A 15,131-nucleotide genomic window follows, 5' to 3' on the forward strand; every position below is an offset into this window, starting at 1 on the left:
CAGCCGCGTACCCGTCACCCGGTGGGCGACTCCACCGCCGTTCGACGGACATCTGCCGCCGGACGGCGGTGGAGGGCGTCCCGTCTTCGTGCGGAAGGGAGACCGGCGACCGTGCGCACCGCCCCTTCAGGGAAGGGGAGTTGGACCCGGGGCGGGCGCCCGCACCGAGCCGAACACCCCGTACTCAGCAGAAATCTTCGCAGGTGGGAGCGGTAGTTAAGCGTTTTCCGCCACTGGCTGATCACTGTTACAGTCGCCCAGCTTTCGATCTTCAGTTCGAGGCGGGGAGCCTCGAAGGGTCGACAAGCCCAAGGGAGGGTTTTTCATGACAGGCAGCCGTTTGCGCAAGGCCGGCCTCATCGCCGGAGCCGCCGCGGTGCTCACCTTCGCCACCAGCACGTCCGCTTGGGCCAACTGGACCGCCAACAACTGGGTCGGGAACCAGGGGAAGCTCTCCCAGCAGTGGGTCGACGAGTCGTACAATGAGATCAACTTCACCGGTTGTGACGAGGTGTACGGCCGGACGAGCGTGGATGTGGCGCTCTGGCAGCAGATCGACTGGGGGAGCGACAAGAAGCACGACACCTCCACATTCACCAACTGCTTCAAGGGCGCGAGCCAGAAGAGCACCGCCACCCAGACGGGGCTGCCCCGCGACAGCTACTACTTCGAGATCGACAAGATCGGCTCGGGGTGCATCTCCTGCGCCGTCGCTGTCACCAAGGTCAACGTGGACACCACCAAGGCCGACTGATCCCGCCGGGCCTCCGCGTGACCAGCGCGGAGGCCCGGCTTTGCCCCGATGTGAGCCCTCATGCGATTCCCCACGTCCCTTCGCACGCACCCTGCCGTGCTGGCCGCGCCCTTCATCGGCCTCTTCTTCGGCTATGTCTTCCTCACGAGCACCCGGCGTATCGAACATCTGATAACCCTGCCGTGGGCGGCGCAGGCGGCGTCGTACGCACTGCACGCCCCCGTCCCGATGGCCGCGGCGGCAGCGGCGGGACTGACCGCCGTGGAAGCCACCCGGCTCAGGGCCCTGGGCACCTGGGACTCGGGCACGGTCAGGCCCACATGGCGCATCGCGGTACAGCCGGTCCTCATCACCGTGGTGTCCCTGTCGACGCTGGTCGCCGGAGTCATGGCGGGCGGACTGTGGGTGGTCGGGGTCCTTCCCGATCTGTACGCACTGCACCTCATGGCCATCGTGGTGGTCCTGCTCACCGCCCACGCCGTCATCGGATTCGTCGTCGGCCGCCGTCTGCACGCGCTCTACTCCGCACCGCTGGTCTCGGTGCTGGCCTTCATGGGCATCAGCTTTCCGCTGGGCACGGACAGCTTCTGGGCGCACCACATCACCGGGTCGGTCAACTGGGTGGGGTTCGGCGAGGCGTACTCGCCCGCCATGACGGTGGCCGCGCTGCTTCCCACCGTGTGCCTGGCTCTCGCCTGTGTCACCCTGGCCGGGGCGCGCCGCGACCCCATCCGTCATATCTCCCTCTCCCTCGTCCTCGCGATCGGCGGCCTGGTCGGCGCCTATGGCATCACCAAGGACTGGCGTTCGATCCCGCCGACCGCCAAGGGCCTGGCCCCGGTCGTCTGCGCGGGGGAGCGGCCCCGGGTCTGTCTGCCCGAGGCCGGCTCCGACCACATCGCTGACGTCCGGTCCACCCTCGCGAACATGACGGACCGGCTGGCGGCCAAGGGCGTCATCCCCCGGGTACCCCGGCTCGTCACCGATGCCATCGTGGCGGACGACCGGCGGATCGACACCGCAGGGGAGAGCTGGACACTGGCCCTCACGGGAGGCGACGCGCGTCAGGCCCTCCGGGAGGACATCGCCATCTCCGTCGTCGGCATGCCGTGCGAGAACCCGGACTGGAACGTGCTGCACTACAACACCCTCTGGGCGGCCCAGACCATAGGGGTCGGAGAGGACTATCTGGAGTGGCTCTCCCGGGAGACCCAGGAGTTCAGCCAGGGCCAGACCAAGGAGCAGCTTCTCGCCGAGACGGCCAGAGTGAGCGGACTCCCCCTGCCGGACCAGAAGACCTGGTACGCCCAGCAGCTCCGATCCGCCTGCCCGACAGGCCGCTGACATGATCTGGTGGATACGTCAGCGAGGCGCCCTCGGGCTGCTGCCCGCCGCGCTGCTCGCCTTCGTCCTGGGCACCGCCATGACCAGCGGGGTGGTGGTCGTCCTCCCCTCGTTCCTGGGGCACTACGCCACGGTGACGGAGCTGAGCAACTTCGTCGCCCTCATCCCCGGCGTCGCCGTGATCGCCTGTCTTGAGCGGCGGATGCCTTCGGTGGAACGCTCCGCGGTCCGCCGCGTCGACGCGAGGGACATCCTGCTGGTGTCCGGCTTCGCACTGCTCGCGACGGCGGCGGCTGCGGGAATGTCCCTCCTGGGGCCGGACGCCACCTTGGCAGCCGCGCGGAACAACCTGCTCTTCTGTGGACTCGCCCTGGGCGCCTGGCCCCTGATCGGCCATCGCGCGCCCCTGGTCCCCGTCTTCTGGATGATCCAGGCCATGTTCCTCGGCGGCCGGAGCCGCGACGATCCCCACCCCTGGGTGATCGTCACCGAGGCGCCTCAGGTCGCCCATGCCGCCGTGGGGGCCGCCGCTGTCTTCCTGGCCGGGCTTCTCTCCCTCCGCTGCTTCACATCAAGGACCGACCGATGACTCTGCTGCTCGACCGCGTCACGTTCCGCTACCGTCGCTGGGAGCGCCCCGTTCTCTCCGACTTCAGCTACGAAGTCCCCGACGAGGGCCTGACGATCCTGCTCGGCCCCAATGGAGCGGGAAAGTCGACGACGATGTCCCTGCTGGCCGGCACGGCGGCACCCCGGGCCGGGCGGGTCCTGCTCAAGGGTTCGGCCCTCACCTCCACCCGTCGTGAGTACCGCCGCCATGTGGCATGGCTGCCCCAGCGGGTGCCGACATCGCGGCAGTTGACCGCCCGTGAGTATGTGGCGTACATGGCCTGGCTGAAGGGCGAGAGCCGCACCGGCGCGTGGGAGCGCGCGGGAGCCGTCCTCGACCAGGTGGGGCTCGCCGAGCAGAGTGGCCGGAAGACGGCCAAGCTCTCCGGCGGCCAGCTCCGCCGCGTCGGCATCGCCTGCGCCCTCGCCCACGACGCGCGGGTGATCCTCCTCGACGAGCCCACGGCCGGTCTCGACCCGCACCAGCGCACGGTCTTCCGGGACGTGCTGCGGACGGTCGCCGCCCGCATCCCGGTACTGATGTCCACCCATGACATCGCCGACCTGGCCGACGAGGCGAACACAGTCTCCCTCATGGACCGCGGCCGCATCCTCCACCACGGTGGCACCCAGAGCTTCCTGGACCACGCCCGCCCCGACGCCGCTCCCGCCCGTCAGGCCGAGTCCGCGTACGCCGTCCTCATGAAGCTCAAGGACAGCGGCTGATCGGACCCGCTCGCCCCGGGCCCCGATGCGCCGAGCAGCCGGCTCCCCGGGAACGATCCCCCGCCGCGTTCTACAATGGCAGCGCGTACCTACCGGGGCAGATCCCGCACTCACCGGGGGAGATGCGGCGGAGACACACATGAGTCCAGATCCCGCGTTTCTCTTCCCAGGGCAGGAGTCCTACCTGCCCGGGGTATGGCGGTATCTGCGGGGCGGCAGTCCCGCCGCCGACGAGGCGATCCGTACCGTCGAGGCCGTCGCGGCCGGTCACGGTTGTCCGCCCGTCATCCCGCTGCTCGTGAACAGGGAGCGGACCGACGGCGGACCGCCCGGGTGGGAGCAGCGGCAGCTCGCGGTCCTCGCCGCGTCGCTGGCGCTGGCGGGTTATCTGGGGTCGGTGCACCGCGTGGCGCCCGGGGCGGTGTGCGGTCATGGTTCGGGGGGTTTCGCCGCGTTGGCCGCCGCCGGGGTGCTGTCGGTCCATGACGCCGCCGCCGCGCTCTGCGAGCGGATCGCGGTGCTGCGGTCCCAGCGGCTGCTGCCCGGGGGGATGCTGGCGCTGGAGGCTTCGCGGGAACGGGTCGAGGCGCTGCTGGACGATGTCGGCGAGCCCGAGGTGGTGCGGGCGGGGCGGGACACGGCACGGCGGTTCGTGGTGTCCGGGCCGCTGTTCGCCCTCTCCCGGGTCCGGCGGGCGGCCGAGGAGGCGGGGGTGGCGGGTGCCCGGCTTCCGGTGCCGTACGCCTTCCACCACCCGGCGCTGGCTCCGGTGGCCGAACGGCTGCGTGAGCGGCTGCGCGGCCTGGACGCCCGGCCCTCCCGCTGTCCCGTGTACTCGGCGGTGGAGCTGCGGTTCCTGCGGCCGGGGCGGGACGACCTCGCCGACTGGCTCGCCGCGGATCTCATCGCCCCGCTGTCCTGGTACTCCGTCCCGGGCGCCCTGCGCGACACGGGCATCGGGTCCTTCGTCGCCTGCGGCCCCGGCGACACGCTCGCCCGGTGGATCGGGCAGGACGACCCCGGAGCCCGCTGCGCGGCACCCCTCCCCGGGCCCGCCACCCCCTTGGAGGTCGCGGCGGCCCTCGCCCCGTGACCCCGGGACTTCCCGGGCCTCCCGGACGGAAGCGCGCCCTGGCCGTGGATCTGTCCCCTTCGCTGTCCCGGGCGGGCTCCTGCCCTTCAGCGAGCGGGTCCGCCGGGGTCGTCGGGTTCCACGGCCCGGCCCGTGTTCGGGGCGGCTCCGGGGCGAGGAGGGGCGGTCGTCGCACAGATCTCGCGCAGACGGTGCTTGGCCACCTTGCCGGTGCTGTTGCGCGGCAGTGCGTCCGTGAGGACGACAGCGTGGGGAATCTTGTAGCGGGCGAGCCGCCCGTCGAGGAAGGCGAGGATCTCCTCGCCGGTGGCCCCGGCGCCCGGCGTCCGGACGATCACGGCACAACCCACCTCGCCCCAGGTCGCGTCGGGTACGCCGATCACGGCGCAGTCGGCGACGGCCGGATGCTCGAACAGCGCCTTCTCCACCTCCACGGGGGAGATGTTCTCCCCACCCGAGATGATCATGTCCTTGGCACGGTCGACGACGGTGACGTACCCGTCCTCGTCCTGCGTCACCACGTCGCCCGAGTGGAGCCAGCCGTCGGCGAAGGCGGCCTCGTTCTCCTCGGACGGGCCCCAGTAGCCGGAGGTGACGGTGGGGCCCTCGACGAGCAGCTCACCGCGCTCACCGCGTTCGACGTCGTCCCCGGCGCGGTCCACGATCCGGATGTCGTTGAAGAAGTGCGGCAGACCGGCGCTGCCCGCCTTGGTCAGGGCGTTCTCCGCGTCCAGCAGACACACGCCGGGGGACGCCTCGGTCAGGCCGTAGCCCTGGAGAAAGCGCAGCCCTCGATCCTTGTACAGCCGGATGAGCGCGGGCGGCACCGGCGCTCCGCCGCAGAGCATCGTCCGCACCGACGACAGGTCGGCCGCGTCGAACCGCTCCGCGGCGGCGATCTGCTGGAACATCGCCGGGACGCCGAACATCAGCGTGACACCGTGCTCCTCGATCAGGTCGAGCGTACGTGTCGGGGAGAACGACTCCTCCAGAACGAGCGTGCCGCCCTTGAGCAGCACCGGCAGGCACGTCATGTTGAGCGCCGCGGTGTGGAACAGCGGTGCCGACAGCAGTGTCACCTCGTCGGAGGCGAGGTCGGCGTCCACGAGGACGTTGACGCTGTTCCAGGTGATGTTGCCGTGGCTGAGGACGACCCCCTTGGCCCGGCCCGTCGTCCCCGAGGTGTACATGATGACGGCGTTGTCGTCGCGGGAGACGCTCTCGTCGAGAGGAGTGCCGTCGGCCCGGGCCAGCGCGTCCTCGTAGGTGTCGTCGACGGGGACGGTCCGGCCGACGGGGCAGTCGCGGGCGAACGCGTCGAACGCGGGGGCGTGCACCAGCAGGGAGGTACCGGAGTCGGTGAGGCAGTGCCGCAGCTCGGGGGCGGCGAGCCGGGTGTTCAACGGGACGAGGACCGCGCCGAGTTGCCCCGCCGCGAACAGGGTCTCCAGCAGCGCGGGATGGTTCGCGCCGAGGAATCCGACGCGGTCGCCGCGGCGGACCCCGAGGCCGCGCAGATGGTGGGCGAGACGGGTGGTCCGCTCGTCCCACTGCGCGTAGGTGTACCGGAGGTCCCGGTGGACGACGGCACAGCGGTGAGGGGTCTTGCGGGCACGCCGTCGAATCCAGGAGCCGATGCCTTGGTCACGCACGCGGACTCTCCTCCCCATCGGGCCCTTGAGCGTCGAGACGGTGTCCTTGGATGTCAAGCGGAAGGCGGAGGCCGTCCGCTTCCCACTAGCGTATCCAGCAGACGCAGCGGCCCGTCAGAGGAATGCCACCGAAGCGACCGACCGTTGTGGCCGTCTCCCGGCATCCGAGCAGGAACGAGGTCAGCTGGTGGACCCACGGATTCGCGCCGCCGGTCAGGCGCTGGCCACCCCTTCGGTGTACGCGGACGAGGAACGGTTGCACCAGGCGCTGGGTCTGCTCCGGCGGCAGGCGCCCGTGCACTGGGTCGACGCGCCCGGGTACCGGCCGTTCTGGGCCGTCACCCGGCATGCCGACATCATGGAGATCGGGCGGGCGAACCGCCGGTTCCGCAACGGGCCGCGGCCGGTCCTCATGCCCGCGGCGATGGAGCGGAGAGCAGCCGCAGCGGAGCCGGGGCTCCGCACCCTCATCCATCTGGATGATCCGGACCATGGCCCGCTCCGGGCCGTCGGCGCCGACTGGTTCAGGACCCGGGCCCTGGGTGACGAGGTACGCGGCCGCATCGCCGATATCGCGAGACGGCGGGTCGACAGAATGGCAGAGCTGCGCGGAGCGTGCGATATCGCCGTCGATGTGGCGCATCCGTTCTCGCTGTACTCCATCCTGTCGCTCCTGGGCCTGCCGGACTCGGACTACCGGAGGATTCTGGAGCTGACCCGGCGTCTGCGGGGCAGCGACCCCGACGCGTTCCTCGCGGCCCAGGCCGGCTTGTTCCGCCACTTCCAGGCGGTGGCCACGGATCGGGTGTCGCGTCCGACGGAGGATCTGGCGTCGTACACGGCCCATGCGCGGATCGACGGCGAACGGCTGTCCAGCGGGGAGGCGGCTTCCTTTCTCGTCACGATCGCGACCGCCGGACACGACACCGTGGCGAGCGTGGTGTCCGGCGGTCTCCACGCGCTGATCGACCATCCTGAGCAGCTCGACCGGTTACGGGACGATCCATCGGTCATGCCGTCCGCCGTCAACGAGATGATCCGCTGGGTGACTCCCACCAAGTCGTTCATGCGGACCGCCACCGAGGACTACGACCTGCGCGAAGTCACCATCCGCGCGGGGGACGCGGTGCTGCTGAGCTACGCGTCCGCCAATCGCGACGAGAGCGTGTACACGGACGATCCGTTCAGATTCGATGTGACCCGCAGTCCGAATCGCCATCTGTCCTTCGGCTTCGGCCCGCACCACTGTCTCGGTGCCGCTCTGGCCAGGATGGAGATCGGCGCGTTCTTCGCGGAACTCCTCCCCCGGCTGCGCCGTATCGAGCTCGCCGGTCCACCGGTTCTGACGGCCGGCACGTTCGTCGGAGGACTCAGACACCTTCCTGTCACCTACGAGTTGAACGGTTGACGCACGGCACCGCACGGCACGACGGCGAGGGGAGAACGATGAACCGCGATCAGCATGTGCTCATCGTCGGAGCGGGGGTCGGCGGCCTCTGTCTGGCGCAAGGGCTGCGGCGCGCGGGAGTCGGCTGCTCGGTGTACGAACGCTCACCCGGCCTGCCCGGGGAAGGCAATCTCCTGCACCTGAACCGGGAGGGCGGCGATGCGCTGCGCCGCTGCCTGCCCAGCCGTCTCTACGAGTTGTATGTGGCCACATCGTGTCGCACACCCCGTCGTGACCTGGTCGTCCTGGTCGATCATCTCGGCAGGGAGATCGGCACGCTCCCCCATGTCGGGCCTGCCAACGACCCGGTCACGCCGCACACGTCCGTGCACCGCAGAACGCTGTGCCAGATCCTGCTCGCCGGTCTCACCGGCACGGTCCACTTCGGGACGGAGGCGACCGGGTACCGGCGGGACGGCGGCGATATCGTCCTGGAACTCGCCGACGGCGGCAGCGCGCGGGGCACCTTGCTGGTGGGTGCCGACGGGATCAATTCGACGGTGCGGCGCCGACTGCTGCCCGCGGTGGACGTCGTCCCCCTGGTCCAGCACGCCCTGTTGACGCAGGCTCCGCTCACCGACGCGCTGTCCGCCGTGCTGCTCCCCGCGTTCGAGGACAGCTTCGTCATGGTCCGGGACGCCGCGGGAACGCATCTGGCCGCGGGCCTCTTCCAGCCCCGCAGTTCACCGGAGCGGGCGACGGCGGCGATCGCGCCGGACGTACGGCTGGACCCGGTCGATGACTATGTCGCGGTCAATCTCGAGCTGACCGGCCCCGGACTCGGTGAAGCGGATTTCTTCCGCGCGCCCAGGGAATTCCTGCACTCCTTGATGCGCGAGGCGGTCCGGGACTGGCATCCCGGACTGCGTGGCCTTGTCGACTGCGTCTCCCCGCCGTCCATCACTCCACGGACCATCCGGATGCTCTCCCCGGCCCCCCTGTGGCCCACGGGCAACGTCACCCTGCTCGGTGACGCGATCCACGCCATGCCCCCGAAGTACGGGCACGGCGCCAACAGCACGCTGCGCGACGCCGCCGACCTGGTGTCCGCGCTGACGGCGGACGCGCCCCTGCCTGAGTCGCTGGCCCGGTACGAGGAAGCCATGCGCGCCAGGACCTTTCCCCTGCTGGAGAAGGCGATCGCGGAGCTGGACACCGCTCCCCCGTGACCGGACGGGGGCTCACGGCCGCCAGCCCCCTTCCGGCACCGTCAGCGAGAACGCGCCACAGGAGAAACTCAGTCCAAAGGCCATGACGATCCCCTCGCCCGCGGTGCGGAGGACCGGTTCGGCCAGCATCAGCGGGACCGAGCAGCCGATCGTGTTCCCGTACCGCCGCAGCACACGATAGGAGGACGCGACCACCGGACTGTCGGTGGGCACGCCGAATTCCGCGCACAAGCTGTCCAGTATGCGCTTGCTTCCCGTGTGCATCAGCATCAGCGACGCGTCCGCGGGGCGGTCCAGGCCGCACTCCCCCGTGGCGATCAACGATCTCACGGTGGCGCTCGCGTAGGCCCTTCCACGGGCCGAGACATCCGGGCTCAGGGTGTAGAGCCTGCGCCCGTACACCTCCGGGATGTCCGACCCCCCGTCGGGCACGGTGCCCAGTTCAGCGTCCTCGGGCCGCTCGTTGGTCACTCCCGCGACCGGGCCGAGGACCGGGCCGGGGCCGTCCGCGCCGAGCAGCATGCCCACCGAGGCGTCGCCGAAGAGGAAGCCGTGCATGGCGTCCACGGTCTCCTGGCGGCGCTCCGGCGCTATCTCGTTGAAGTGCAGATAGCGGCCGGGAAGTGGTGGGGAGAGCGGGGTGATGGCGTCCATGAAGCTCACCAGGACATGCTTGTCCGGATGGCAGGTGAGGTACCACCGAGCGGTCTCCACCACCTTCGCGATCGCCGAGCAGCCCATATAGCTGATGCTGAGGCTGGAGGCGTCCCGGGGGATCTCGGGGATCAGGGCGAACAGATCGCACACCAGGCTCGGCAGCAGCCGGCCGGGGCTGCTGGTCACCCCGAGGACCAGGCCGACGGAGCCGAAGTCGGCCCCCGCCCTGTCCATACAGCGCCGTACCGCGGCGGCGGCCAGTTCACCGGCCGGTGTGGCGAGTTCGGGGGTGGCCCCGGCGAACAGCACCTCCGGGAAGTTGGCGAGCACGGAATGCCTGCTGTCGACACCGAGGGACGACAGCATCTCCCGCAGCGGGCCGGAGAGCCGGTCACCGGAGGCCGCGAGCAGTTCGCCGGTCGTCCACCGCGGGCCCGGGAGCTCGGCGACGACCGAGACGATCCGCGGGTCGACCGTGCCCCGGGCTCCCATGGATCACCCTCCCATGGCGGAGACACCGCCGTCGATGACGATGTTCGCGCCGTTGATGTAGGTGGCCTCGTCCGACGCCAGGAACACCGCGAGGTTGGCGATCTCCTCCGGCTCGGCGATACGCCGGGACGGCGTCCTGCTCATCAGCTCGGCGAAGACCGGCGAGCCGAGGTGGTGCCCGGTGGCCTCGCTGCGCACCAGACCCGGGCTGATGGCGACGGCCCGGATGCCGTGGTCGATACCGGCCGCTGTGAGGTGCCTGGTGAACGAGATGGTGGCGGCCTTCGTGACTCCGTGCGGGACCATCGGCTGGAACATGACGCCGCGGATTCCCGCCACCGAACCCATGTTGATGACCACGCCGCCGTTGCGCTTGAGGTGCGGCCACGCCGCACGCGTGCACAGGTAGGGCAGATGCAGCTCATGGTCGATGGTGAAGTACCAGTCTTCGAGCGGCTGTTCGTCGAACGGGCCGTTGCGCAGACTGGACGCGTTGTTGAAGAGGATGTCGATCCTCCCGAACTCCTGGATGCCCGCGTCGATCCACGCCTGTGCGCCCTCGGGTCGGGAGAGGTCGATCGGGGCCAGCGCCGACATGGTGCCTCCGGCGGCGCGCACCATCTCCAGCGTCTTGTCGGAGGTCTCCCGGTGCCGGGCGCAGCCGAAGACCCGGGCGCCCTCCGCGGCGAAGTGCCGCGCGGCGACCTGTCCGATCCCGTAGCGTCCGGTTCCGCTGATGAACGCGACCTTGCCTTCGAGGCGACCGGTCACCGCGCGCTCCCCTTGGACTCCTCGGGCAGGTCGGCCAGGTGCATCCCGTGCACCAGCTCACCGATCGCACCACTCGTGATCATGTCCACGACGGCTTCGAGGTCACGGTCGAGCCGCCGGTCGCCGTCCAGCCTCGGCACCTGGGTCCGGACCAGCTCATGGACCGTGCGCGTCCGGTCGCTCAGCCGGTCCGTTCCCCGGTACTCGACCGCCTGGCAGGCCGCGAGCAGGGTGATGGCCGCGATCTCCACGACGAGTTCGGTCACCGTCCGGGCGTCCCGCGCGGCGATCGTGCCCATGCTGACCTTGTCCTGGTTGTGCGCCTCGGTGGACCGGGAGAAGGCGGTCGCGGGATTCGTCAGCTTCAGCGCCTCGGCGGCGAGCGCGGAGGCGGCGATCTGCATCCCCTTGAAGCCGTGGTTGAGTCCGGTCGCGGTCGGCGCCGCGAGGTTCGGCGGCAGGCCGTGGTTGGTCTTGTCGTCCACCAGCAGTGCCACCTGGCGGTCGAGGATGTCGCCGGTACTGGCGACCGCGAGCTTGAGCGAGTCCATGGCGTGGCCGACGTGCCCGCCGTAGAAGTTGCCGCCGCTGTGGACCTCGGCGGACTCCGGGTCGAACAGGGGGTTGTCGTTGGTCGAGTTGATCTCCACCGTGAGCCAGCGCTCGACCCAGTCCACCGTGTCCAGGAGGACGCCGTTGACGTGCGGCATGCAGCGGATCGAGTACGGGTCCTGGATGTTCCGGGCCAGGGGGAGGGTGTTCCGGTGGATGACGTCCGTGCGGGGCTGTTCGACGGTGGGCCTGTCCCCGCAGAGGAGGGAGCCGGCTAGCAGCGCGCGGATACGGGCGGCCGAGCGCAGCTGTCCCGGGTGCGGCTTCTGCCGGTGGATGCCGGGGTGGAAGTGCCCGCGGTTGCCGAGCAGTCCTTCCACGGCCAGGGCCGTGCAGACATCGGCGGCGACGGCGATCCGGTCGGCCGCGTCGAGGGCGTGGACCGCGAAGGCCGACATGAACGCGGTCCCGTTGATCAGCGCCAGACCCTCCTTGGCCTGGAGCACGACGGGGCGCAGACCGCGGGCCTCCATCGCCTCCGCCGCCGGCAGGACCCTGCCGTCCCATCGGACCTCGCCGCCGCCGCAGAGCGCTTCGGCCAGATAGCACAGGGGCACCAGATCACCGCTCGCGCCGACCGACCCGCGCTCGGGGATGACAGGAACGATGTCGTGTCTGAGGAAGTCGAGGATCAGCTCCACCACCTCGCGGCGGACGCCCGAGTAGCCGCGGGCGAGGCTGTTCGCCCGGATGAGCATGGTGGCCCGTACCGTACTCGATTCGGTGGCCGGGCCGGTCCCGTTGAGGTGGTAGGTGATGAGGCCGCGCTGCAACGCGCCCGCGTGCTCGGGGCTGACCTGGAACCGCGCGCTGTCCCCGAAACCCGTCGTCACACCGTAGATCGGACGGCAGGTCGCGACGAGGTCGTCGCGCAGCCGCACCGACTCGTCCATGCGCGCCGCGGCGCGGTCCTCCACCGCCATGTCGAACCGGTGGCCCGCCGCGCGTGCGACGAGGGCGGCCGTGCGTGCCGACAGGCTGTCGTCCCCCAGGGGGATACGGACCGGCACGGTCGGATGGGGGGTCTCGGCTGGATTCTTTTCGCCGACTTCGATCGCAGACATATCGCATCACCTCGGACGTGAGACGGCCAAGGCTAGCCAGGCTCTCCGGCCGTCCGCTGTCGATCGACAGGATTGGCCGGATACCACCGGAAGCCCTCACTCCGCACACCCCGAGTCCGGCGCCGAACCCCACCCGCGGCCCGGCCCCCGTCCGCGTCCACCGGGACAGCGACGGCGGCGGGGTTCGGCGAACGCCAGGTCAGCGCACCCGTCCCCGCTTCTTCAGCGCGCCCGGCGGAAGTTCCGGGGCCGCCAGCGGACCTCCGTCGTAGCCATGGACCTCGCCGAAGCGGGTGGTGGTCATCCAGTCGGAACGGGCCTGGGTGATCTCGTCATTGCTTCGTGCGATGAAGTTCCACCACATGATCAGCTCCTCCTCGAAGGGTTCGCCGCCCAGCAGCATCAGCGCCGCGTCGGACTCCGCGCGCAGGGGGAGTCCGGTACGGCCGCAGCCGAGGTAGAGCATGGAGCCGGGGAGGACGGGGACGCCGTCGACGTGGGTCTCGCCGGACATGGAGAGGACCGCGTACTCGAAGTCGGGGTCGAGGGGGAGGCGGAGGTCGGCGCCCCGGGTGAGGGTGAGGTCGGCGCCGACGATCGGGGTGTAGGTGGTGCCGGGGGAGGTGGCGCCGTCGAGGGTGCCGAGGATGACCGTGGCGCTCAGGCCGGGGGCCGTGACCGTGGGGAGCACGGGGTGGTGCTGGAAGTGCGGTTCGACGTTCCGGTGGGAGTCGGGCAGGGCCACCCAGAGCTGGGCCCCGTGGAGGAAGCGGGCGTGCGGGCGCGGGCTCTCCTCCGAGTGGCTGATGGCGCGGCCCGAGGTCATCAGGCCCAGCTCACGGGGCCTGATGGTGGCCAGACCGCCCGTGCTGTCCCGGTGCAGGACCTCGCCCTGGTGGAGCCAGCTCACGGTCTGGAGCCCCATGTGGGGGTGGGGCGGCACCTGCATGCCGGGCTCGTCGGCGATGTCGTCCGGGCCGTAGTGGTCGACGAAGGCCCAGGCCCCCACCATCCGGCGGCCGAGGTTGGGCAGCAGCCTGCGGACCTCGGTGGACTCCCCGAGGAGGACCCGGCGGGGGCTGAGGAGTTCACGGACGGGTTCCGCGACGACGAAGCCGCGACCGCCGCAGACGGAGGGGGCGGCCTGACGATCGAGATTGCTCATGGCGCTCAACCTATTCCTGTACGGGCGGCTGCCGTCAGCCCCCACGCGAGGAGAGTAGTGGAATATTCAACCAACCACTTCGGTTGACCCCGTCGTCAGGACATTCGACACCCATCCGACGAGGAGATGAGGGAGCACCCGTGGACGAGACCTACTATGAGTTCGGTACGGCCGCCGAGCGGTGGGACCGGGCGCAGATGTTCTTCGAGGCCAAGGAGTACGGGACGGCCGCGCGGATTCTGCGGGGTCTGGTGGCGGAGGCCCCGGAGCAGATCGCGCAGCGGCTGCTGCTCGCCCGCGCCTACTACCACTCCGCCCGGCTGGGTCCGGCCGAGACGGAGCTGCGGGCGATCCTGGAGCTGAACCCGGTGGAGCACTACGCCCATCTGATGCTCGGCAGGACGCTGGAGCGGCAGGGGCGCGCCGCCGACGCCGCCCGGCATCTGCGGATCGCCGCCGCGATGTCCGGCGACTGAGCCCGGACACCGGCCGTCACCACCGGCCACCACCCCCGGTCGCCGTACCCGACGGCGGCCGGGGGTCTTCCCTTTTTTGAGGAACGCTCGTTCTTGACTGATCGTTCCTGAAAGGCGTACCGTCGTGCCATGGGACGACCCAGGGGATTCGACGAAGCAGAGGTGGTACGCCTGGCGGCGGGGCTGTTCGCCGGGCGGTCGTACGACGGGGTCTCCATCGACGACCTGGTCACCCATCTCGGACTGCACCGCAACAGCCTGTACAAGACCTTCGGCAGCAAACGAGGGCTCTATCTGGCGGCGCTGCGCTGGTCGCTGGAGCACGAGGTCGCGCCGCTGATCGAGCGGATCGACGCGGACAGCGGGGCGGACGGTTGGTTCCGCGCGGCCGTCGGGGAGCCGGGCCGGGCCTCCGGTCTGGATCTGCTGCTGCTCGCCGCCGCCGAGCGCGCCCCGGAGGACCCCGAGGTCGCCGGGCTGGTCTCCCGCGCCCTCGCCGCGCTCGACGCGGCACTGGCCGCCCGGGACCCGACAGGGGGGCGCGGCCCGGCGGGCGCGCTGACGGCCGCGCTGCTCGGGCTGCGCATCCGGGTCCGGTCGGGCCCGGCGGACCCCGGGACCGAAGAGGCCCGCGCCGCTGTGGCGCGGCTGCTCGACCACCACTGAACCATCACCCGCGAGGAGTATCCATGGCACTGGTGAGCATCGACGGCGACGACCTGATCGTGGAGCTTGAGGGGCTGGACAAGTTCTGGGCCCTCAAGAACCGGCTGGCCATCCCGTTGGCCCATGTCCGCGGCGCGACGGCGGACCCCGGGATCGTCCGGGAGCCCAAGGGGCTGCGCGCGCCCGGCACCCATGTCCCCGGGGTGATCACCGCCGGGACGTTCCACACCGACGACGGACGGGTCTTCTGGGCGGTGCGTGACGCGTCGAAAGCCGTCGTCATCGAGCTGGCCGACCAGCGGTTCGCCCGGCTGGTGGTCGAGGTGACCGACCCCCGGGCGACGGTCGACCTCATCGAACAGTCCCGGCGGGGCGACGGCTGAGCCACCCGGCACCGGACAGCAGGAAGGGGCCGCACACCGTAACGTGCGGCC

The 15,131-nt window shown here is 70.7% G+C and carries 15 protein-coding genes; 10 read left to right on the top strand and 5 right to left on the bottom strand.

Features of this window, described 5'->3' with window-relative positions; genetic code table 11:
• Positions 1-325 precede the first annotated feature (325 nt).
• From CRV15_RS01280 to CRV15_RS01300, 5 genes are all read left to right on the top strand, one after another.
• Positions 326-754 carry a hypothetical protein gene (locus CRV15_RS01280; RefSeq protein ID WP_003956319.1) on the top strand — a complete coding sequence of 143 codons (429 nt, stop codon included), beginning with the start codon at positions 326-328 and terminating at the stop codon, positions 752-754.
• Between the two features lie 60 nt (positions 755-814).
• Complete coding sequence (locus CRV15_RS01285; RefSeq protein ID WP_003956318.1) at positions 815-2,098, top strand: DUF7224 domain-containing protein; 1,284 nt, start codon at positions 815-817, stop codon at positions 2,096-2,098.
• Position 2,099: 1 nt separating this feature from the next.
• Positions 2,100-2,687, top strand: a complete 588-nt coding sequence (locus CRV15_RS01290) for a hypothetical protein (protein ID WP_003956317.1) — start codon at positions 2,100-2,102, stop codon at positions 2,685-2,687.
• Positions 2,684-3,433 (top strand): ATP-binding cassette domain-containing protein, encoded by a 750-nt coding sequence (locus tag CRV15_RS01295; protein WP_003956316.1) that lies wholly within the window; start codon positions 2,684-2,686, stop codon positions 3,431-3,433. Before CRV15_RS01290 ends, CRV15_RS01295 begins: the two co-directional genes overlap by 4 nt.
• Before the next feature lie 139 nt (positions 3,434-3,572).
• Positions 3,573-4,526 carry an acyltransferase domain-containing protein gene (locus CRV15_RS01300; protein WP_009998105.1) on the top strand — a complete coding sequence of 318 codons (954 nt, stop codon included), beginning with the start codon at positions 3,573-3,575 and terminating at the stop codon, positions 4,524-4,526.
• Between the two features lie 86 nt (positions 4,527-4,612).
• Here the strand turns inward: CRV15_RS01300 and CRV15_RS01305 are convergent, their stop codons facing one another.
• Complete coding sequence (locus CRV15_RS01305) at positions 4,613-6,178, bottom strand: acyl-CoA synthetase (protein WP_003956314.1); 1,566 nt, start codon at positions 6,176-6,178, stop codon at positions 4,613-4,615.
• A gap of 187 nt (positions 6,179-6,365) precedes the next feature.
• Between CRV15_RS01305 and CRV15_RS01310 the strand changes: the two genes are divergently transcribed.
• Positions 6,366-7,586 (top strand): cytochrome P450, encoded by a 1,221-nt coding sequence (locus tag CRV15_RS01310; RefSeq protein WP_003962655.1) that lies wholly within the window; start codon positions 6,366-6,368, stop codon positions 7,584-7,586.
• 38 nt (positions 7,587-7,624) lie between these two features.
• Entirely contained in the window at positions 7,625-8,794 is a 1,170-nt protein-coding gene (locus tag CRV15_RS01315; protein WP_003956312.1) for an FAD-dependent oxidoreductase, read from the top strand.
• 12 nt (positions 8,795-8,806) lie between these two features.
• On the opposite strand, the gene CRV15_RS01320 is transcribed toward CRV15_RS01315, so the two are convergent.
• From CRV15_RS01320 to CRV15_RS01335, 4 genes are all read right to left on the bottom strand, one after another.
• Positions 8,807-9,943 carry a 3-oxoacyl-[acyl-carrier-protein] synthase III C-terminal domain-containing protein gene (locus tag CRV15_RS01320; RefSeq protein ID WP_003956311.1) on the bottom strand — a complete coding sequence of 379 codons (1,137 nt, stop codon included), beginning with the start codon at positions 9,941-9,943 and terminating at the stop codon, positions 8,807-8,809.
• Positions 9,944-9,946: 3 nt separating this feature from the next.
• The gene (locus CRV15_RS01325; protein WP_003956310.1) at positions 9,947-10,714 is read right to left on the bottom strand and encodes an SDR family NAD(P)-dependent oxidoreductase; all 768 of its coding nucleotides are present in this window, start codon (positions 10,712-10,714) and stop codon (positions 9,947-9,949) included.
• Entirely contained in the window at positions 10,711-12,390 is a 1,680-nt protein-coding gene (locus tag CRV15_RS01330) for an HAL/PAL/TAL family ammonia-lyase (RefSeq protein ID WP_003962654.1), read from the bottom strand. Before CRV15_RS01330 ends, CRV15_RS01325 begins: the two co-directional genes overlap by 4 nt.
• A gap of 199 nt (positions 12,391-12,589) precedes the next feature.
• Positions 12,590-13,555, bottom strand: a complete 966-nt coding sequence (locus CRV15_RS01335; RefSeq protein WP_003956308.1) for a pirin family protein — start codon at positions 13,553-13,555, stop codon at positions 12,590-12,592.
• A gap of 140 nt (positions 13,556-13,695) precedes the next feature.
• Here CRV15_RS01335 and CRV15_RS01340 point away from each other — a divergent pair, with 140 nt between their 5' ends.
• The 3 genes from CRV15_RS01340 to CRV15_RS01350 all read left to right on the top strand — a co-directional run bounded on the left by CRV15_RS01340 (position 13,696) and on the right by CRV15_RS01350 (position 15,080).
• On the top strand, positions 13,696-14,031 hold the full coding sequence (locus CRV15_RS01340; RefSeq protein ID WP_003956307.1) for a tetratricopeptide repeat protein: 336 nt from the start codon (positions 13,696-13,698) through the stop codon (positions 14,029-14,031).
• Between the two features lie 129 nt (positions 14,032-14,160).
• Positions 14,161-14,697 (top strand): TetR/AcrR family transcriptional regulator, encoded by a 537-nt coding sequence (locus CRV15_RS01345; RefSeq protein ID WP_003956306.1) that lies wholly within the window; start codon positions 14,161-14,163, stop codon positions 14,695-14,697.
• A 23-nt stretch (positions 14,698-14,720) separates the two neighbouring features.
• A complete protein-coding gene (locus CRV15_RS01350; RefSeq protein ID WP_003956305.1) occupies positions 14,721-15,080 on the top strand; it encodes a hypothetical protein in 360 nt (119 codons plus the stop codon).
• The last annotated feature ends 51 nt before the right edge of the window (positions 15,081-15,131 follow it).

The organism is Streptomyces clavuligerus, assembly GCF_005519465.1.
Lineage (GTDB): Bacteria > Actinomycetota > Actinomycetes > Streptomycetales > Streptomycetaceae > Streptomyces > Streptomyces clavuligerus.